This window comes from Vulcanococcus sp. DEBay_Sum22DG08_74, assembly GCF_017852955.1.
GTDB lineage: Bacteria > Cyanobacteriota > Cyanobacteriia > PCC-6307 > Cyanobiaceae > Vulcanococcus.
Window position 1 is genome coordinate 1 of record NZ_JAFMKL010000025.1, and the last position, 19,285, is coordinate 19,285.

The 19,285-nt window shown below is 67.5% G+C and carries 20 protein-coding genes; 10 read left to right on the forward strand and 10 right to left on the reverse strand.

Features of this window, described 5'->3' with window-relative positions; all coding sequences use genetic code 11:
* From QZ184_RS04740 to QZ184_RS04750, 3 genes are all read right to left on the reverse strand, one after another.
* On the reverse strand, positions 1 to 1,012 hold a 1,012-nt coding region (locus QZ184_RS04740), incomplete at its 3' end, for a citrate synthase (protein WP_296418400.1).
* A 26-nt stretch (positions 1,013 to 1,038) separates the two neighbouring features.
* Entirely contained in the window at positions 1,039 to 1,599 is a 561-nt protein-coding gene (gene sixA / locus QZ184_RS04745) for a phosphohistidine phosphatase SixA (protein ID WP_296416199.1), read from the reverse strand.
* 2 nt (positions 1,600 to 1,601) lie between these two features.
* Positions 1,602 to 3,191 carry a DUF3352 domain-containing protein gene (locus QZ184_RS04750; protein WP_296418402.1) on the reverse strand — a complete coding sequence of 530 codons (1,590 nt, stop codon included), beginning with the start codon at positions 3,189 to 3,191 and terminating at the stop codon, positions 1,602 to 1,604.
* An 80-nt stretch (positions 3,192 to 3,271) separates the two neighbouring features.
* Here QZ184_RS04750 and QZ184_RS04755 point away from each other — a divergent pair, with 80 nt between their 5' ends.
* The 3 genes from QZ184_RS04755 to QZ184_RS04765 are packed head-to-tail and all read left to right on the forward strand — an operon-like array spanning position 3,272 to position 6,872.
* Entirely contained in the window at positions 3,272 to 3,616 is a 345-nt protein-coding gene (locus QZ184_RS04755) for a rhodanese-like domain-containing protein (RefSeq protein ID WP_296418404.1), read from the forward strand.
* Between the two features lie 59 nt (positions 3,617 to 3,675).
* Positions 3,676 to 5,847, forward strand: coding sequence for an ABC transporter transmembrane domain-containing protein (locus QZ184_RS04760; RefSeq protein ID WP_296418406.1), 2,172 nt, complete (start codon positions 3,676 to 3,678; stop codon positions 5,845 to 5,847).
* A gap of 38 nt (positions 5,848 to 5,885) precedes the next feature.
* Entirely contained in the window at positions 5,886 to 6,872 is a 987-nt protein-coding gene (locus QZ184_RS04765; protein WP_296416195.1) for an HrcA family transcriptional regulator, read from the forward strand.
* On the opposite strand, the gene trpB is transcribed toward QZ184_RS04765, so the two are convergent.
* Positions 6,865 to 8,112 (reverse strand): tryptophan synthase subunit beta, encoded by a 1,248-nt coding sequence (trpB, locus tag QZ184_RS04770; protein WP_296416194.1) that lies wholly within the window; start codon positions 8,110 to 8,112, stop codon positions 6,865 to 6,867. The two genes, QZ184_RS04765 and trpB, sit on opposite strands and share 8 nt — an antisense overlap.
* 236 nt (positions 8,113 to 8,348) lie before the next feature.
* Here trpB and QZ184_RS04775 point away from each other — a divergent pair, with 236 nt between their 5' ends.
* Both QZ184_RS04775 and cysC read left to right on the forward strand, forming a co-directional pair.
* Positions 8,349 to 8,675 (forward strand): translation initiation factor, encoded by a 327-nt coding sequence (locus tag QZ184_RS04775; RefSeq protein WP_296416193.1) that lies wholly within the window; start codon positions 8,349 to 8,351, stop codon positions 8,673 to 8,675.
* A gap of 50 nt (positions 8,676 to 8,725) precedes the next feature.
* Positions 8,726 to 9,367 (forward strand): adenylyl-sulfate kinase, encoded by a 642-nt coding sequence (cysC, locus tag QZ184_RS04780; RefSeq protein ID WP_247476865.1) that lies wholly within the window; start codon positions 8,726 to 8,728, stop codon positions 9,365 to 9,367.
* Here the strand turns inward: cysC and QZ184_RS04785 are convergent.
* Positions 9,354 to 10,427: an AI-2E family transporter gene (locus QZ184_RS04785; RefSeq protein WP_247476864.1), complete on the reverse strand. Its 1,074-nt coding sequence runs from the start codon at positions 10,425 to 10,427 to the stop codon at positions 9,354 to 9,356. The two genes, cysC and QZ184_RS04785, sit on opposite strands and share 14 nt — an antisense overlap.
* 30 nt (positions 10,428 to 10,457) lie before the next feature.
* The gene (gene purE, locus QZ184_RS04790) at positions 10,458 to 10,979 is read right to left on the reverse strand and encodes a 5-(carboxyamino)imidazole ribonucleotide mutase (protein ID WP_010313389.1); all 522 of its coding nucleotides are present in this window, start codon (positions 10,977 to 10,979) and stop codon (positions 10,458 to 10,460) included.
* Between the two features lie 53 nt (positions 10,980 to 11,032).
* Here purE and QZ184_RS04795 point away from each other — a divergent pair, with 53 nt between their 5' ends.
* Together QZ184_RS04795 and bchM are read left to right on the forward strand one after the other, a co-directional pair.
* Positions 11,033 to 12,163, forward strand: a complete 1,131-nt coding sequence (locus tag QZ184_RS04795) for an N-acetylglucosamine-6-phosphate deacetylase (protein WP_296418407.1) — start codon at positions 11,033 to 11,035, stop codon at positions 12,161 to 12,163.
* Between the two features lie 32 nt (positions 12,164 to 12,195).
* Entirely contained in the window at positions 12,196 to 12,921 is a 726-nt protein-coding gene (bchM, locus tag QZ184_RS04800; RefSeq protein WP_247476860.1) for a magnesium protoporphyrin IX methyltransferase, read from the forward strand.
* Here bchM and QZ184_RS04805 read toward each other — a convergent pair.
* From QZ184_RS04805 to QZ184_RS04815, 3 genes are read right to left on the reverse strand one after another with little or no spacing between them, the layout of a single operon-like run.
* Positions 12,892 to 13,848, reverse strand: coding sequence for an RluA family pseudouridine synthase (locus QZ184_RS04805; RefSeq protein ID WP_296418409.1), 957 nt, complete (start codon positions 13,846 to 13,848; stop codon positions 12,892 to 12,894). The genes bchM and QZ184_RS04805 overlap by 30 nt on opposite strands.
* The gene (locus QZ184_RS04810; protein ID WP_247476856.1) at positions 13,841 to 14,572 is read right to left on the reverse strand and encodes a response regulator transcription factor; all 732 of its coding nucleotides are present in this window, start codon (positions 14,570 to 14,572) and stop codon (positions 13,841 to 13,843) included. The genes QZ184_RS04805 and QZ184_RS04810 overlap by 8 nt, the downstream gene beginning before the upstream one ends.
* 9 nt (positions 14,573 to 14,581) lie before the next feature.
* Entirely contained in the window at positions 14,582 to 15,121 is a 540-nt protein-coding gene (locus tag QZ184_RS04815; RefSeq protein ID WP_043705165.1) for a hypothetical protein, read from the reverse strand.
* A gap of 20 nt (positions 15,122 to 15,141) precedes the next feature.
* On the opposite strand from QZ184_RS04815, the gene QZ184_RS04820 reads away from it, so the two are divergent.
* On the forward strand, positions 15,142 to 16,290 hold the full coding sequence (locus tag QZ184_RS04820) for a cysteine desulfurase family protein (RefSeq protein ID WP_296418411.1): 1,149 nt from the start codon (positions 15,142 to 15,144) through the stop codon (positions 16,288 to 16,290).
* 74 nt (positions 16,291 to 16,364) lie between these two features.
* A complete protein-coding gene (locus QZ184_RS04825) occupies positions 16,365 to 17,135 on the forward strand; it encodes a hypothetical protein (protein WP_296416188.1) in 771 nt (256 codons plus the stop codon).
* Here QZ184_RS04825 and rsmH read toward each other — a convergent pair whose 3' ends face one another.
* Positions 17,136 to 18,035, reverse strand: coding sequence for a 16S rRNA (cytosine(1402)-N(4))-methyltransferase RsmH (gene rsmH, locus QZ184_RS04830; protein WP_363159556.1), 900 nt, complete (start codon positions 18,033 to 18,035; stop codon positions 17,136 to 17,138).
* A gap of 65 nt (positions 18,036 to 18,100) precedes the next feature.
* On the opposite strand from rsmH, the gene QZ184_RS04835 reads away from it, so the two are divergent.
* Positions 18,101 to 19,285 (forward strand): NAD(P)H-quinone oxidoreductase subunit H, encoded by a 1,185-nt coding sequence (locus QZ184_RS04835; RefSeq protein WP_010313409.1) that lies wholly within the window; start codon positions 18,101 to 18,103, stop codon positions 19,283 to 19,285.

A 19,285-nucleotide genomic window follows, 5' to 3' on the forward strand; every position in this document is an offset into this window, starting at 1 on the left:
CCTGGGGAATGCCCAGTTTTCGGTAGACCAAACCGGAATAGAAGTCGACGTTCGGGTAGATCCCCTTCGGACCCAGGCGCTCGGCTGCCGCGGCTTCCAACTCGCGGGCCAGGTCGTAGAGGGGGTCGTGGCCGAACTGATCGAAGAGCTCTTCCGCCAGTTTCTGCAGGATCACCGCCCGGGGGTCCTTGACCTTGTACTCGCGGTGGCCGAAGCCCATGATCTTGCGCTTCTCGGCAATGGCCTGATCCAGCCAGGGCCTCACCTGATCAGCCGAGCCGATGGTTTCCAGCATCGCCAAGACGTCTTCATTCGCGCCGCCATGGAGGGGGCCCGCCAGGGTCCCCACAGCCGAGGCCACCACGGCGTAGGGATCGGTCAAGGTGCTGGCCGTCACCCGCGCGCTGAAGGTGCTGGCGTTCAGGCTGTGCTCGGCGTGCAGGATCAAGCAGGCATCAAAGATGCGCGCCGCCAGGGGATCCGGTTCACGCTCGGTGAGCATGTACAGGAAGTTGGCCGCATAGGGCAGGTCATCCCTGGGCTGAATCGGGTCCTGCCCTTTGCGAATCAGCTGAAACGCCGCCACCATCGTCGGGATCTTGGCGATCAGGCGCACCACCGCTGAATAGATGTATTCAGGGTTGTCGAGGGCGCGGCGGGAATAAAAGAGACCCAGGGAGGCCGCACTGCTCTGCAGGGCGTCCATCGGATGGCCGCTGGCCGGGAAGCACTTCATCATGTCCCGGATGCGGAAGCTCACCCGGCGGTGCATCTGCACCTCCTGCTCAAACGCCGCCAGCTGCTCAGCGTCGGGGAGCTCACCCCAGATCAGCAGATAGGCGGTCTCCAGGAAGGTGCTCTGCTGGGCCAGCTGATCCACCCGGTAGCCGCGGTAGGTCAGCAGCCCCTTTTGTCCATCGATGTCGCACACCGCCGACTGCGTGGCCGGCACCCCTTCCAGACCCGGGCGATACGCCGGAGTCGCTGCCGTTGGGGTTGCCTCCTCAGCCATGGAATCGGGGTTGCGTCAACCGCAACCTAAGGCCCGCCCTCGCTGCGGGACTGTCGCCGACCGAGCAGTACCCGCGGCGGCAGGACCATCTCCAGGCGGGCCGATCCGAGCAAGTCAGCGCCTGGGGCGATCGGCCACTGCAGCAGCAAGGCACCGGCTTTCTTGAGCCGGATCGCCTGGGGGGCTCGGGCCATCGGCACACCAATCAACAGCGCCGCCAAGGTGCTCAGGTCCGGCTCATGGCCCACCAAGGCCAGGCGCTTCCAACCGGGCCGCGGGGAGAGGGGGCCGAGCCAGCGCTCGAGCAGGGGCAGGGGGTCCGCCAGGGGAGCCAAGGCCGCCGCCAACTCCAGTTCTGGCGCCAGCCCTGCGCTCACGATCAATTCAGCGGTCTGGCGGGCCCGCACCAGCGGACTGCTGAGCACCAGATCACAGTCCAACTCCAACTCCAGCAGGCGCTCCAGCTGCTGAGTGGTGCGCTCACGCCCCTCCGGCGTGAGGCTGCGCTGGGCGTCATCGACGCCCTCACTGCGCTCTTCAGCGATGCCGTGGCGCACCAACAGCAACTCAAGCTTGCGGCTGGCCATGGTCAGGCGTGCAGTTGCAGCAGCCCCCGCAGCCTCAAGCTGCGTTGGTCGGGGGCATCAGGCTCCAGGCTCAAGGCCACCCCGTCCACCCTGGGGGTCAGGGAGGAGCTGGAGAGCGTGCCCACCAAGCGCCAGAGCTTCCAGCGACTGAGCAGACCCTGGGCAGCCTGGGCGTCCATCGACCACTGGAAGGGGGCCTGGGGTGAGCCCAAGAGCTCCAGCTGATCGAGGCGCTCCTGGGGTGCACGACGGCCTTCGTACTGCTGGTTGAGGATCGCCAGGCCTTGGCCCCACCAGGCGAAACCACCTTGGCTGGAGCGGGCGCCTGCGAGCTGGGCCTGGAGCTGGTCGGGATTGCCCTTGACCGGCTTGGACTCGAGGCGCGTCCAGGCCTGAAGGGTTTGCCCGCGGCTCTCCAGCGGGGAGGCGCTGTATCCATCGGCCTCAAGGGCCGGCTGCAGGGTCTCGGCCGACGGACGATCCCCGCGGGTGCCCAGCAACCAGCCTTCGCTCTGATGGGCCCAAAGCAAGGGCCCCGAATCCGCCGCGGCCACCAGGGCCGGCAGGGGACCTTGATCCCGCTTGAGGGCCTGGGTCAGGGACGGGCCAAGCAGGCTGCTCCAAACATTGGCGTCCTCGGCGGCGAGGAGCTCAGCGGGATTGGTCAAGAAGGCAAGGCTGTCGGCAGCGACCTGCACCTGGCGCAACAGCTCCGTGTTGACCGGACCCAGGCTGGGGAGCGCATCGCGCAACTGGGCCAGGCCATCCACCTGAAGCCCCGACCCCTGGGGGGCCAAGGCCAGCACCAATTCCACCGCCGCCGACTCATCCCCAACGGGCAAGCCGAGCCACTGCTCCATGGCCTCGGGGCGGGCCGTCAGCAGCGCCACCCCCTCTCCAAGTCGCTGCAGGGCCTTTTGCAGAGGCGCACTGGCGGCCTGGTTCAGTTCATCGATTTGGGAGACATCGAGCGCTTGCTCGAGCACGCCCCGACCCGAGGCAATCAGCACCAAATCGTCGTTGATCAGGGCCGTCGCCAGGGGTTGCGGGTCCTGGCCCAAGAGGGCGCCGCGACCGCTGATCAGCCCCATGCCGCGGTAGCTGGTGATCTGCAGATCGGTCCCAGCCAGGCTTCGGGTCTGCCAGAAGCGCTGCAGGAAACGGCGGGCCCCTTCGTTGTCGCGGCTGCGCAGCGCCAGCACCCAACCGGGTGCCTCCCCACTTCCAGGGGGGGTCAAGAGGGCAAAGCTGCTTTCATCCCCCAGCCAGGGGGAGAGCTCCGAGGCGTAGTCCAGGCCCGCAGCGGCAAAGGCCCCGTCCCGCAGTCGGTCAGCGGCCGCCGCGGCCTGACGGCGCTGACGGGGGGGAGCAACGGCCCGGGCGTAGGCAGCCGGCTCATCCGGGCCCACCAACCAGTGCAGGCTCAGGGGCGCCGTCCGCGGAACAAAGCGCGCAGCCAGCGGCATGGAGAGGGCCTGGTGTTGCAACGCAAGGGGACTGCGCTGCAGGAGCAGCCACCAACCCGCCAAGCCAAAGCTCAGCATCGCCAACGCCACCGCCAGCAGTGCCGCCAAGAAGGGGCGGGCCTTCATGCGTCGCTTACAGGATTGGCCTCATCTTTATGCATCAAGGCGATCTTTGGCACCCCCGTGACCGCCGGTAGGGTTCCGTGATGCCCAGTCCCGCAAGCATCAGCGCCACAGAACTGAAGCGTCGGCTCGACGCCGGTGAGGCGTTGCAGCTGGTGGATGTGCGCGAGGCCATGGAATTGGACCTGGCTCGGCTGCAGCAACCGGTGATCCATCTCCCCCTGAGTCAATCGGAGACCTGGATTGAGCAGATCTCGAGCTTGATCAACCGGGATCAACCCGTGGTCGTGCTCTGTCACGCCGGGATCCGCAGCTGGCAATTCGCCTGTTGGCTGATGGAAGCCCAGGGCTACGACCAGGTGCTGAACCTGCAGGGCGGAATCGATGCCTGGAGCGTCTCAGCCGACCCAATGGTGCCGCGGTACTGAGGCGGCCAGGCGGTCAAACGCGGCTGTGATTGCTATCGGTTGGCTGGATGAGCCGGCCGATGTTTCCGCTGCTGCTGCCCCTACGACTGTGGCGCTACTTCGGCAATCAACGGCTGAAGGCGGTCCTGGCGATCCTCACGGTGTTGCCCGATCCGCTGCTGATGGTGGGCATCCCGGTGCTGCTGCAGCTGGTGATCGACCAGGTGATTGGCAACCCCAGCGGCGGGCCACCGGTGGCGGTGCTGGTGCTGCTGCCCTGCGCCTGGCTCCTGCTGGCGGTGGTCTGCAACGGCTTCTCGATCAAGTTGTTTGCCGCCCTCGGTAGCCAACTGGGCACGAGCTTTCGCCAGCGGCTCTTCGGCCATCTGCTGGAGCAACCGAACCCCACCGATGGCCGCGCCGAAGGGGGGGAGCAGGGCTTGCTAGCGCTGCAGATTCCCACCCTGGAGAACGCGGTCGTCAGCCAGCTCCCCCTCTTCACCTGGACGGTGGCGCAGCTCTTGCTTGGGGTGCTGCTGCTGTTCACCAGCGATTGGCGGCTCGCCCTGGTCGCCGTGGTGCTCACGCCGCTGCTGCTCGTGAGCCAGGTGGCCTTCACCCCGGCCCTGGCCCGGCGGGAAGAAGCGCGGGTCGAGCAGGCCGGACGGCTGCTGAGCTACGCCGGCGAACGGCTGCGCAGCCGGGAGTTGGTGGACCTGTTCGGTTTGCGCAGCACCACCCGCTCGGAATTCAACCGTCGCAACCGGGACCTGATGCGCTGGGCCCAGCGGGTCGGAGCGATGTCGGGCCTGCAACAGGCCGCCCTGACCGCTTCCGCCATGCTCACGCTGGTGAGCGTCTTTGCCCTGGGCACCTGGTTGGTGCTGCAAAGGCAACTCACGGTGGGCCAGCTGGTCTCCGCCCTGGGGATCGCCACGGCCATGGTCAGCGGCATGTGGCAGCTGGGCGCCTCCCTGCTGCCACTCCAGGCCGCCACGACGGCCCTGAACCTGCTGGAGCAGCAGCTGCCCGCCGCCAAGCGCTCCGAGCAACGGCCGGCGCTGGCCCGAGGGATTGAACCCAGCCCCCCGGCCTTGCGGCAGGAGCTGAGGATCGAGCAGGTGCAGTTCCGCTACCCGGGTGGTGGCGGCCTGGACGGACTCAACCTGACGATCCCCGCCAACAGCTCCCTTGCCCTGGTGGGCCCCAGCGGCGGCGGGAAAAGCACCGTGCTTCGACTGCTGCTGCGGCAAATCGAGCCCCAGCGCGGTGGCCTGCGGGTCGATGGCGTGCCCCTGAGCACCACCGACCGGGGCGCCTGGCTTGAGCAGGTGGCGTTGGTCCCCCAGGAGACCGTCCTGTTCGATCTCTCGATCGCGGACAACATCCGCCTGGGCCGGCTCGATGCGTCCGATCAGGAGGTCCTCGATGCAGCCCTAGCCGCCGAGCTCGGGGAACTGATTCAGTCCCTACCCAACGGCCTCCAGACCCCGGTCGGCTCCGGTGGCGGTCGCCTCTCCGGTGGCCAGAAACAACGGATCGCCATTGCCCGGGCGATCGTGCGCAACCCCCAGCTGCTGCTGCTGGATGAAGCCACCAGCGCCCTCGATCCCAGCACCGAAGAAGCAATCAACACCACACTGCGTCGCTTGAGCGAGGGCCGCACGGTGGTCTCCGTGCTGCACAGGCTGCGGGCCGCTGCGGCCATGGACCAGATCGCCGTGATCGATCAAGGCCAGGTGGTGGAGCTCGGCCACCACAACGATCTGTTGGCGGCTGGCGGGCTCTATGCCTCCTTCTGGCACCGGCAGATGAGCGGCTTCAACCTGGAGCTGGGGCAACGGGTCCGGATCACGCCCGAGCGCCTGGCCACCATCCCCTTGTTCCACGGCGTCGATCCCAAGCTGCTGCGTTGGCTGGCCTCGGAATTCGTCAGCGATCGGATCCGCCATGGCGAGGAGGTCTTCCGCGAAGGGGACGCCCCGGACGCCTTCTATGTGGTGGTGGCCGGCACCTTGGAGGTGCTGCAGAACGATCTCTGGGGCGGGACTCCGATCAAACAGGGGCTGGTGGAGGAGGGGGACTTCTTCGGCGACGCAGGCCTGATCGAGGACCACCCCCGGGCCGTCACCGTGCGGGCGCGGGGAGACGGACTGCTGCTGCGGCTCGACCGGGATCGCTTCCTGGATTTGCTCGATCAGGACCCGGACTACCGCCGCTTTTTCCTGCATTCAGCCCGCGCCAGCGTTTAGGCCCCGTAGCATCCGCAAAGCGGCATCAGTGCACCGTTTTGCAGCCCCTGCCCCGACGGCAACAGCAGGTGCTTCAGGCGACGGTGCAGCACTACGTCGACACCACGGAGCCCGTGGGCAGCCAAACCCTGGTGCGGCGCTTCGACCTCCAGGCCAGCCCCGCCACGGTGCGCTCCGCCATGGGAGCCCTGGAGCAGCGGGGCCTGCTCACCCAACCGCACACCTCCGCCGGCCGCGTTCCGAGCCAACTGGGGTATCGCCACTACGTGGACTGCCTCCTGCCCGCCCCCGGTGCCGCCGCCAATCAACTCAACCGTGAGCTCACGGGGTTGAGCCTGCAATGGGCCGCCTTGGATGACCTGCTGCTGCAGCTCGCCCGCCGCCTGGCCGACCTCACGGGCCTGATGAGCCTGATCACCCGGCCCCAGGAGATGGGGGGACGCCTCGAGACGGTCCGGCTGGTCCCAAGCGACGACCGGTTACTGGTGCTGCTCGTGGAAAAGGGGGCCGCCGCCAGTTGTCTCAACCTGCGGATGCCCGAGGAACTGGGTGCCCAGGTGCCAGCCCTGGAGCGCTGGGCCAGCGATCAACTCCAGGGGGGTACTGGTCGCCTGAACTGGAAGGCGCTCCCCAGCCAACTGGGAAGCAGCGGCGAATTGCTGCGGCAGGGCCTCAGCAGCCACAACCTGGCCCGGGGCAACAGCAGCGAAGGCGCCGTCAGCCTCGGGGTGGCGGGACTGCTTGGCCAACCGGAATTCCAACGCAGCTCCAGCCTGAAACCGCTGCTGCAACTTGTGGAGCTGGAGCCCCAACAGGTTCTGCGCAGCGAGGCCGCCAGCGGCAGGGGCGGGGTCTGGATTGGCTCAGAGCACCCCCATCCCGCCCTGCAGGACTGCGCAGTGGTGCAAGCCAGCTACGGCAACGACGGCCACGTCGCCCTGATCGGCCCCATGCGCATGGCCTACTCCACCGCTCGTTCAGCGGTGGAGAGCGTCGCGGGTTACCTCGATCGGCTGCTCAGCTGAGGGCGCTGCCCAGGCGGTCGGCAACCGTGTTGACGTCCTTGTCGCCGCGGCCGGAGAGGTTGAGCACCACCTCGGTCCCTGGGGCCAGGGTGGGGCAGAGCTTGTCGAGCCAAGCAAAGGCGTGGGCGGTCTCCAAGGCCGGGATGATGCCCTCCAGCTGGCACAGCAGCTGGAGGGCATCGAGGGCCTCCGCATCCGTGACGGCGCCGTACTCGGCCCGGCCGATGGTCTTGAGATAGCTGTGCTCAGGGCCCACACCGGGGTAATCCAGGCCGGCACTGATGGAGTGCGCCTCCTGCACCTGCCCCTCCTCGTCCTGGAGCAGCAGGCTCATCGCCCCGTGCAACACGCCTACGCGACCCTCGGTAATGGTGGCGGCATGGCGACCGGTGGGAACGCCATCGCCGGCCGCTTCCACGCCGATCAAGCGAACGTCGGTGTCCTGGACAAAGGGGTGGAACAGACCCATGGCATTGGAGCCCCCACCAACACAGGCCACCAGGACATCGGGGTTGCGGCCAAAGGCCTCATGGCACTGACGCTTGGTCTCCTCGCCGATCACGGCATGGAAATCGCGCACCAGCATCGGGAAGGGATGGGGGCCGGCGACGGAACCCAAGATGTAGTGGGTCGTCTCGACGTTGGTGACCCAATCGCGGATCGCCTCACTGGTGGCGTCCTTCAAGGTGGCGGTGCCAGCGGTGACGGGCTGAACCGTTGCCCCCAGCAGACGCATCCGGAAGACGTTCAGGGCCTGACGGCGCATGTCCTCGGCGCCCATGTAGACGACGCACTCGAGGCCAAAGCGCGCACAGACCGTGGCGGTGGCCACACCGTGCTGGCCCGCACCGGTTTCGGCAATGATCCGCTTTTTGCCCATCCGCAGGGCCAGGAGTGCCTGGCCCAGGGCGTTGTTGATCTTGTGGGCGCCGGTGTGATTGAGGTCTTCGCGCTTCAACCAAATGCGCGGGCCGCCCTCGGCGCGGCGGTAGTGCTCGCTCAGCCGTTCCGCTTCGTAGAGGGGGTTCGGCCGGCCGACGTAGTTGCGCAGCAGGTGATTGAGCCGCTCCGTGAACGCGGGATCCTTCCAGGCTTCTGCAGCGGCCCGCTCCAGTTCCGCCAGGGCGGGGATCAGGGTCTCGGGAACGTACTGACCGCCAAATTGGCCGTAGCGACCCAGGCTGTTGGGCCGTGACTCCAGCGCCAATGCCGACGTCATCGAAGGAACGGTGCTGGTCACCAGGTGCGCGCGGAGTCAGTCAAGGTTAGGAACTGGCGGGGGCGGCAGGACTGGCCAGCCGGCGGGCTGATCGATGCGGATGCGCTGACCCCCTGCAGTGCAGGGATCACTGCCGCTCACGGAGGTGGACAAGGCAGCGCCACTCGGGCCAGGACGGCAGACCTCCACCTGAACGGCCGGCAAATCCATCGCGGACCTCCGTTGCGCTGAACTGGAACCAAGACACATCCAAAGCGATGCCGAAGGGAGGCTGGCAAGAATTCACACGGCCTGAAAGCCTGCAACGGGCCAGCAGTGCCCCTGCGGAATCGACGGCCAAGGCCCAACAGCGCGTGCGGGTGCAGCGCACCAAGGCCGGCAAGGGCGGAAAGATGGTGACGGCCATCACTGGCATCGAAGCCGCCGAAAGCGATCTCAAGGCCCTGCTGAAACAGCTCAAGGCCGCCGCCGGAACGGGCGGGACGGTGAAGGATGGAGTGATCGAACTGCAGGGAGACCAGGTGAGCGCCGCCCTGGCGGCCCTAGAGAAAGCGGGCTACCGGCCCAAGCAAGCGGGCGGCTGAGCCGGAGCGGTCGGCGGCGACAATGGCCCGACATTGCTCCAAGGCCCGCCATGACCGCATCTCCCACCTACGGAGAGCTCACCAACAAGGGCGCCTCCACCAACATCGCCTGGCACCACGCATCGGTGGATCGCGCCGCCCGGGCTGAGCAGCGCGGCCATCGCAGCGCCATCCTCTGGTTCACCGGCCTGAGTGGTTCCGGCAAGAGCACCCTCGCCAACGCGGTCAACCAGGCGCTGTTTGAGCGCGGCCTGGCCTGCTACGTGCTGGACGGCGACAACATCCGCCACGGGCTCTGCAAGGACCTGGGCTTCTCCGATGCCGATCGCGAGGAGAACATTCGCCGGATTGGCGAGGTCAGCAAGCTGTTCCTGGACGCCGGCGTGGTGGTGCTGACGGCCTTTGTCTCCCCCTTCAAGGCCGACCGCGACCGCGCCCGCTCCCTGGTGGAGAACGGCGACTTTGTCGAGATCCACTGCGCCGCGGATCTGAGCGTTTGCGAAGAGCGCGACACCAAGGGGCTCTACGCCAAAGCCCGCGCCGGTGAAATCAAGGAATTCACCGGCATCTCCAGCCCCTACGAGGCCCCTGAAAAGCCCGAACTGCGGGTGGACACCGGTAGCCAGAGCCTCGAGGCCTGCGTGGAGCTGGTGATCAACCACCTGCGGGAAGCGGGCGTCATTCCCCAGTGATCACGTCGGGGGCAGGCTGCTGCCCCCAGGCATCCAAAAAGGTTTTCAAGCAGCTGGCGACCGGAACCGCCAGCAACAGGCCCAGCAGGTCGCCGAAGCCCATCAAGCTGCCCACGCGGGCGCCAACGGGCAGGGAGACCAGGAGCCAAGCGGGCTGCAGACCAACGATGCTGCCCATCAAGCGGGGCTGGATCACCTGATCCACCACCTGACCGACGCTGATGGCCGCCACCAGCACCTCGATGCCGGTGCGGGGGTCATCCAAGGCCAGCAGCACACTCACCAAGACAATCGTCAGGGCGCTGGCATAGGGCACCAGGGTGGTGAAGCCGATCGCCACCGCGAACAGCACCCCATAGGGAATCCCCAGCAGGGTGAACACCACGATCTGCAGGGCGCTGAGGATCAAGGCCAGCAGCACCTGCCCGGCGAAGTAGCCCCGGAAGGTGCGGTTCAAGGTGCCGGTGACCAACGCCCGCGTTCCCTCGGGAAGCCAGCGGGCCAAGCCCGCCACGATCGGGTCGCCGCCCAGCAACAGGAACAGGGCCAGGACCGCCACGATCACCACGTTGACCGTCAGGCCGACGGTGGCCCCCAGGATCCCGAGGGCCCGTTGGCTGAGCTGGCTGGCCAGCTGACTGGCCCGGGCGAACAGGGTGCTGCTGAGGTCCGTGAATTCCGTCGGCAATCCCCGATCGGCAGCCCAGACCTCCAGGCGATCCAGCACGCCCTCCGCCTCCACCAACCAAGAGGGCAGGGAATTGATCAGCTCACCCAGCTGCTCAATCAGGCGGGGCACCAACCAGAGGGCAGCCAAGACCAACAGGGTCAGGGACAGGCCGACCACCAGCAACACCGCCAAACCCCGGGGGAGGCCACGGCGAGCCAACCAACGGGTGGGGAGATCCAGCAGGAACGCAATCAGCGCAGCCCCGACGAACAGGGCGGGGAAGGGGGCCAGCGGCAGAAGCAGTTGCCGCAGAACCCACAGGTTCAAGGCCAACAGCGGCAGCGCCAGGCTCAGGCGCAACCAGGGCGGCAGAACCAGACGCTCAAGCATGGGTCACCCCAACAACACCGCCCCAACCGATCACATCTGTGCCAAGTAAGCGGCACTGCCCAGCTCCAGCAAGCGGGCGTCCTTGGCCACCACCTGATCGTGGAGGGACTGGCGGTACTCCGCCAGGCGAGCGGAGAGGGCCCCATCGGCCGTCGCCAAAATTTGCGCGGCGAGCAGGCCAGCGTTCGCCCCGTTGCCGATCGCCACGGTGGCCACGGGAATACCAGCGGGCATCTGCACGATCGAATGCAGGGAATCCACCCCGGAGAGGGCCCGGGTCTGGACCGGAACGCCGATCACCGGCAAGACCGTCAGGGACGCCACCATCCCGGGCAGGTGAGCCGCCCCGCCAGCCCCGGCGATGATCACCTTGAAACCGCGGCCGGCGGCGGCTTGGGCGAACTCCACCATCTCCATGGGCGTGCGGTGCGCCGAGAGCACGCGGACCTCCACGGGCACCCCGAGGCGGTTGAGCATCTCCACGGCGGGCTGCATGGTGGGCAGATCAGAGTCGCTCCCCATCACCACGGCCACCAGCGCAGCGTCAGACATCGGCACGTTTCAGCGTTCGCAGCGAGGATGACATGGTTCCGTTCTCGCATCGAATGCGCTGGCTGAGCCACGTTCGCCTGCCTGGAGAGCCGGGGCTCTGGCGCATTGGCCTCGCCCAGGAGCAGATCGCCGCCATCCAGCCGCTGCCCCAGGGAAGCGCCGCCGCCGGTGAGAACTGGTCTGGCGACTGGCTCAGTCCCGCCGGCATCGATCTGCAAATCAACGGTGGCCTCGGACTGGCCTTTCCCGAGCTGGTGCCGGGTGACCTGCCCAAATTGCTGGAGCTGCTCGAGCTGCTCTGGCGCGATGGGGTGGAGGCCATCAGTCCCACGCTGGTCACCTGCGGGGTCGCCCCCCTGCGCCAAGCCCTGGGGGTGCTGAGGGACGCGCGCGCAGAGCACCAACGCGGCCGCTGCCGGCTGCTGGGGGCACACCTGGAGGGCCCCTTTCTCGCCCATGGCAAACGCGGTGCCCACCCGGCCGAGCACCTCGCAACCCCCAGCCTGGAGGCCCTCGAGGCCCGCATCGGCGGCTTCGAAGAGGACATCGCCCTGGTGACCCTGGCGCCGGAATTACCGGGTGCCGATGCGGTGATCGCCGCCCTGCGCAGCCGAGGGATTGTGGTCAGCCTCGGGCACAGCGAGGCCACGGCGGAGCAGGCCTCCCATGCCTTCGAGCAGGGGGTGGGGATGCTCACCCACAGTTTCAATGCGATGGCAGGACTGCAGCACCGCAGTCCTGGACCGATTGGCGCCGCCGTCCGACGCGGGGACGTGGCCCTGGGCTTAATCGCCGATGGCGTCCATGTGGATCCGACCATGGCGGTCCTGCTGCAGCGGCTGGCACCCGAGCAGGTCGTGCTGGTGAGCGATGCCCTCGCTCCCTATGGCCTGGCCGACGGGCTGCATCGCTGGGATGAGCGCACCCTGATCGTCGAACAGGGGAGCTGCCGGCTCGAAGACGGCACCTTGGCCGGGGTCACCCTGCCCCTGCTCGAGGCGGTCAGGCGCCTGGCCCGTTGGAGTGGCGATGCCGATCGCGCCATCGCCGCGGCCACCGTCCTGCCCCGGCGCCTGCTGGGTGCGCCAACCCGCGTGCGGGAGCAACTGCAGGGCCTGCCCCTCGGCGAAACCCTGCGCTGGAGCGGGACCAGTGCTGAGCTGCGCTGGAGCCGGGCCGCCTGAATAGGATCCGCCCCACCTCCCCCCTGCGCCGAATGCCCGCCGATCAGCTCCTCAACGACAAGGCCGCCGAGAAGCAGGCCGAGAAGCAAGAGGTGAAGGGCTACTTCGAAACCACCGGTTTCGATCGCTGGAACCGCATCTACAGCGAGTCCAGTGACGTCAACAAGGTGCAGCGGAACATCCGCATCGGCCACCAGAAGACCGTCGACAACGTGCTGGCCTGGCTCCAGGAGCAGGGGAATCTGGGCGGCCGCAGCTTCTGTGATGCCGGCTGTGGCGTCGGCAGCCTGACCTTGCCGCTGGCGCAGCTGGGCGCCGGCTCGATTGCCGCCTCCGACCTCTCGGGGGCCATGGTCCAGGAAGCCGAACGCCGGGCCAATGAAGCCGGCATCGCCCCAGGGCGCGTCAGCTACCTGGCCTCCGACCTGGAGAGCCTGAGCGGCAGCTACGACACCGTGGTCTGCCTGGATGTCTTCATCCACTACCCCCAGGAACCCGCCGAGGACATGGTGCGCCACCTCGCCTCCATGGCTGAGAAGCACCTGATCGTCAGCTTTGCCCCCTACACACCGGTGTTGGCGGTGCTCAAGAAGATCGGTCAGCTCTTCCCTGGGCCCAGCAAAACCACCCGCGCCTACACCCTGCGCGAGAAGGGAATTGTCCAGGCCGCTGAAGCGGCGGGCTTCGTGCTCAAGCGCCGCAGCCTGAACAAAGCCCCCTTCTACTTCTCACGGCTGCTGGCCTTCGAGAAGGCCTGAGGGCAGGGGCGCCTCCAGCGCCAAACCCCTCGGCTCCAAACGCAGGCGATGGGCATGCAGCTGGTAGCCACCGGCTCCGGGCAGCACCTCAGGGCGCGCCGCGCCGCCCGGCAGATACAGGGGATCCCCCAGCAGTGGAGCGCCCAAGGCGGCGGTGTGAATCCGGATCTGGTGGGGCCGGCCCGTCGCAATCTCCACCTCCACCAAACAGCCCTCCGGCCGGCGCTCGAGCAGGGTCAAGGCACTACGGGACTCCAGGGCTGAGGGATCGCCCGGGAGGGCCGCGCACCACAACTGCCCCAGCAGCGCATGGGGCCGCCGGCCAATGGGAACCGTGATCGCTCGGCTCTCGCCGCAGCGCCAGTCGGCCGCCAAGGGCTCGGTCAGGGCGCGGTAGACCTTCCGGCAGCCCCGGCTGACGGCTGATGCTGCGGTGCTCTCCCGCAGCTGGGCACTGAGCTGCGCCCGGGTCTCGCGCTGCCGCGCGCAGACCAGCAGGCCCGAAGTGAATCGCCCCAGGCGATGCACGGGCCGAGCCTCGGGCGCCCAGGCCTGGAGCTGCGTCAGCAGGGTGTGCTCCAGGAATCCACCGGCGGGCAACACCGGCAGGCCACTGGGTTTGTTCAGCACCAGCAGATCACCGTCATCGAAGACGACCGCGCGCTGACTCAGCACCGGCACGGCGGCCTCCTCCCAGGGGGGCCGATGCCAGATCAGCTGATCCCCGGCTGCCAACGCTGCATCGGCCCGGAGCTGCTGGCCGTTGCACCAGATCTCACCGGCGGCCAGGCGCTCCCTCCACACCGACGGATCGGAATGGCCATAGCGCTCGGCGTAATAGCCAACCGTGCTCTGGGCGGCCGCCTGGACCCGGTCCCGGTAGCGGTGACCGCGGTTGAGGGCCGCCGGCAGCCAGGCCCTACTCAACCAGGCCGTTTTCGAGGGCGTAGCGCACCAGCTCCGTGCGGCTGGCGGTGCCGGTCTTGGTGAACAGCCGGCTGACGTACTTCTCGACGTTGCGAATCGAGGTCTCCAGACGCCGGGCGATCTCCTTGTTCATCATTCCCTCCGCCACCAGCTGCAGCACCGAGGCCTCCCGGGGGGTGAACTCGTGCTTGACCGCCGCGGTGGGCTGCTTGCTGCCACCGGTGGCCAGCAGGGAGCGGATCTCGGTGATCTGCTTGGCCATCTGACCGATGTCGGCATCGGCGAAGCGGGCGGCCTCGGTCAACAGGCGCTCCTGGCGCTTGACCACGTTGTGCACCCGCGCCACCAGCTCGTCGGGGTCAAACGGCTTGGGGATGTAGTCGTCGCAGCCGGCCTGGAAGCCCTCGATGCGATCGGCCGTCATGCCCTTGGCCGTCAAGAAAATGACGGGGGTGCCGCCCAGGCGCTCGTCCTCCCGCAGCTTGCGCAGCAGGCCGTAGCCATCCAGGCGGGGCATCATCACGTCGCTGATCACCACATCGGGCAGCAGCTCCTGGGCCTTGGCCCAACCGTCCTCTCCATCGACGGCTGTCGTGACGACAAAGCCCTCGTCTTCGAGGTAGGCCTGCACGGCCGTGCGCAACCCCGGTTCGTCATCCACCAACAGCAAACGGGCTGGTGCCGCTGGCGTGACGTCTTGTTGGGTATCAGGTTCGAGGCTCATCGCCGCAATCTATCGAGGGTTTCCAGGCAGGACCTGCTGCTGCTCGATCAGCTGGCCGGAGTAGCCCAACTGCTTGGCCAGGGCCGTGAGGGTGGCGGGATCCTTGCCGGCCTGCTCGGGGAAACAGGCGGCCCACCAGATCTTGTGATCCAAGCGGTTGGCCTCGGTGACCTGGCCGCCGGGGTTGAGCTCCTTGATCAAGAGTTCGTTGCGGCGCTTGGTCAGACGCATCGGCGCATTGGCACTGCAGCGCAGGTTGTCCACGGCCAGCTCCACCCCAGTCGGGGATTCCACCCAGACGACGATGGTTCGCGCCGTGGGGTCATTGGGATCGGGCTTCACGCCGTGCACCCCAATCAGGTGCACCCCCTCGATCGTTCCCCATTCACGCAGCACCACCAGATCGGCCGGGCGCTGCTCCGAGGGCTTGAAGAAAACGCCATCGCGCACCTCCTGGGCCTGGGCGCCCAGCCCTGCAGCGGCGGCGGCGCCCAGCAGCAACGACAGCAGTGCAATGCGACGGCCCATGGCGCCCGAGTTCGGCAGCATGGTTGCCAGCATGGGCGTCCATGGCCTCCGGCGTCACCTATCTCGACTATCAATCCACCACCCCCTGCGATCCGGCGGTGGTGGAAGCGATGGCGCCCTGGTGGAGCGACGCGTTCGCCAACCCCGCCAGCCGCCTGCATCGACCCGGGCTGACCGCCGCTGCGGTGGTCCAGCAGTCCAGGACCGCCATCGCCGGCGCCCTGGGTCTGACGGCTGAAGAGCTGATCTTCTGCAGCGGTGCCAGCGAAGCCAACAACCTGGCGATCAAGGGGGTGGCGGAGGCGGAGTTACGTCGCGGCGGCACCCGCCGGCGCCTGATCTGCCTGGCGACCGAGCACCGGGCCGTGCTCGATCCGATGCGGTATCTGGCGGGGCATGGCTTTGAGCTGGTCTGCCTAGCGCCCCAGGCCAATGGACTGATCGACCTGCAGCAGCTCGAGGCCGCCCTGAGCCCGGAGACACTGCTCGTCAGCGTCATGGCCGCCAATAACGAGATCGGCGTTCTCCAACCGCTCGAGGCCATCGGCCAGCTCTGCCGCCAGCAGCAGGTGCTGTTCCACTGCGATGGCGCCCAGGCCGTCGGCCATCTGCCCCTGCAGCCGCGCGCGCTCGGCATCGACCTGCTCAGCTTCAGCGGTCACAAGCTCTATGGCCCCAAAGGCATCGGCGCCCTGGCCATCGCCCCTGGGGTCGATCTCGCGCCGCAACAGCACGGGGGCAGCCAAGAGCGGGGCCTGCGGGCGGGCACCCTGCCGGTGCCCTTAATCGTCGGCCTCGCCAAGGCCGTGCAGCTGGCCGAGGCGGATCGCCAGGCGCGGGGCCTGCGGCTCGCCGGGCTGCGGGATGCCCTCTGGCAGCGCTGCCAGGCCCTGGGGGGCATCCAACGCAACGGCGCCGAAGCCCCCTGCCTGCCCCACAACCTCAACATCAGCATCGAGGGCGTCGAGGGCACCGCCCTGCATCAAGCCCTGCGCCGCAGCCTGGCGGTCAGCAGCGGCTCCGCCTGCGCCGCGGGCGAACCCTCCCACGTGCTCCAAGCCCTGGGCCGCAGCCGCCTGGAGGCCGCCGCCTCGGTGCGCTTCAGCCTGGGGCGCTCGAGTAGCGGCGCCGATGTGGAGCGGGCGGGGGACGTCCTGGAGGAAACGCTCAAGACCCTTCGCCGGGCCTAGCGCTTCAAAAGCTCAACATTGGTAGGCAGGCGCTGTCGCGGTCGCTACTTTCCGGCCAAACACCTGCTTTTTCGATGGGATTGCCCACCCCAGGCACCAACAAGCTCTCGATCCTGCGAGCGATTGAGGATGGCTGGCAGGCCTTCTGCCGCGCCCCCTGGCCCTTCGTGCTCTTCCAGGTGCTGGTGCTGGTGATCATGGCCCCCTTCATCGGCCTGATCACCAGCGGCCTGCTGCACCTGGCCCTGGGCGCTCCGGCCCTGCTTCATCCCGTCGCCACCAAGATCGGCCTGGTGGTCGGAATCATCGGCTACATCATCGTGGCCCTCTGGGCCGCCGTGGGGCTGACCCGCGGTGCCTGGACCAGCCTCGAAGGCCAGAAACCCAGCTTCAGCAGCTTCACCCGCTGGGATAGCGATGCCAGCGGCCGCCTCTTCGGCTCCAGCCTGCTGCTGGTGATCGTGCTCGCCGTCGTGGGCGCCGTCGCCTGGGGCATCGGCTTCGGCCTCGGCAAGGTCAACACCGTGCTGTTCTGGATCCCCGTGATCGCCTTCGCGATCTTCAAGATCTGGCTGGTGGTGACTCAGCAGTTCCTGGTGCCGATGTCCCTCTATGGCACCAAGCGTCCTGTGGAGACCCTGCAGGCCGGCATCGACGGGGTCAACCCCAGCTGGTGGACCGTGCTCTGGTTCGTGATCGTCGAGAGCGTCGTCGCTGGCGTGGCCTACCTGTTCAACGCCGGTGGCCTGCTGGTCCTCGCTCCGGTGCTGATCTGCGTGAGCACCGCGGCTTACCGCCAGCTGTTCGGCAGCCAGGACCACACCGGGATCATGAGCAACAACTGATCAGCTCAGATCGCGCCGCCTAGCGACGCGCCATTTCGCGGAACGGCTGCGAGGGTTGGAGCTCTGCTCCTCCTCTCCAGCCGTTTCTGGTTTTCGGGTCACCCGTTGCAGCCGCTCATCACTGCTGAAGGCGGTTTTGACGCGGCGATCCTCAAGGGAGTGGAAACTGATCACCCCCATCAGGCCGCCGGGCTCTAACCAGTCGGGGGCTTGCTGGAGCAGGCGATCCAGGACCCCCAGTTCATCGTTGACGGCAATGCGCAGGGCCTGGAAGGTGCGGGTCGCGGGATGGATCCGTCCGCGGCGCGCCTTGGGGGCGTAGCAACCCGCCACCAGGTAGGCCAGGGCATCGGTGCCGGCGAAGGGCCCCTGTTCAGCGAGGTGCTGCTTGATCTTGCGGGCGATGCGGCGGGAGAGCCGCTCCTCTCCGTAGGCGTAGATCAAATCCGCCAGCTCCGTCTCCTCCAGGCGCTCGATCAGCTCCGCCGCGGTCTCACCGGCCTGCGGGTTCATGCGCATGTCCAGGGGACCGTCCTGGCGAAAGCTGAAGCCCCGCTCCGCCACATCCAACTGGGGACTACTGACCCCCAGATCCGCCATCACCGCCAGAGCTGGCTCCTGGGGCTGGTAGTCCGCAAAGTTGGTCGCCACGATGCTGACCCGGTCCCCAAAGGGCTCCAGGCGCTCCGCCGCGGCCTGGAGGGCCGTGGGGTCCTGGTCCAAGCCCACGAGCTTCAGGCCTGGGTGCGCCTCGAGCAACAGGGCGCTATGGCCGCCCCCACCGAGGGTGCAATCGATCAGCAGGCCACCGCCCCGCTCCTGCAAAAGGGGTTCCAGCGCAGTGAAACTGGCCAAGACCTGCGCCGCCAGCACAGGCACGTGATCAAAGGCCTGTGCCAGCGGAGGTGTAAGCAACGGGCCCTTCCTTCCTAAGATCCCGCCAGCGAGCCCTCTTCCTCGGCCCCATGACGCAGCTGGAAACGCGCACGGAGCCGATGGTGGTCAACTTCGGGCCCCACCACCCCTCGATGCACGGGGTGTTGCGGCTTGTGGTGACCCTGGACGGTGAGGACGTGGTGGATTGCGAGCCGGTCATCGGCTACCTCCACCGCGGCATGGAAAAGATTGCCGAGAACCGCACGAACGTGATGTTCGTGCCCTACGTCAGCCGCATGGACTATGCGGCTGGGATGTTCTACGAGGCGATCGTGGTCAACGCCCCGGAGCGCCTGGCCGACGTGCCGGTGCCCAAGCGGGCCAGCTACATCCGCGTGTTGATGCTTGAGCTCAACCGCATCGCCAACCACCTGCTCTGGCTTGGCCCCTTCCTGGCGGACGTGGGCGCCCAGACGCCGTTCTTCTACATCTTCCGCGAGCGGGAGATGATCTACGACCTCTGGGAAGCAGCCACCGGTCAGCGTCTGATCAACAACAACTACTTCCGCATTGGTGGTGTTGCAGCGGACCTGCCCTACGGCTGGCTGGACAAGTGCCTGGACTTCTGCGACTGGTTCGGCCCCAAGATCGACGAATACGAAAAGCTGATCACCAACAACCCGATCTTCCGCAAGCGGATTGAGGGTCTCGGCACGATCACCCGCGAGCAGGCGATCAACTGGAGCCTGTCGGGCCCAATGCTGCGCGCCTCCGGGGTGCCCTGGGACCTGCGCAAGGTCGACCACTACGAGTGCTACGACGACTTCGACTGGAACGTGGCCTGGGAGAAGGAAGGCGACTGCTTCGCCCGCTACCGCGTGCGCATCGAGGAGATGCGCCAGTCCCTCAAAATCCTGAGGCAGGCCTGCGAAATGATCCCGGGCGGCCCGACCGAAAACCTGGAAGCCCGCCGCATGGCCGAGGGCAAGGGCAGCGAATTCGCTGGCTTCGACTATCAGATCGTGGCCAAGAAAGTGGCGCCCACGTTCAAGATCCCCAACGGAGAGCTGTACACCCGCCTGGAATCCGGCAAGGGTGAGATCGGTGTGTTCCTGCAGGGCAACAACGATGTGACCCCCTGGCGCTTCAAGATCCGCGCGGCCGACTTCACCAACCTGCAGATCCTTCCCCACATCCTCAAGGGGGCCAAGGTGGCCGACATCATGGCGATCCTGGGCTCGATCGACGTGATCATGGGCTCGGTTGACCGCTAA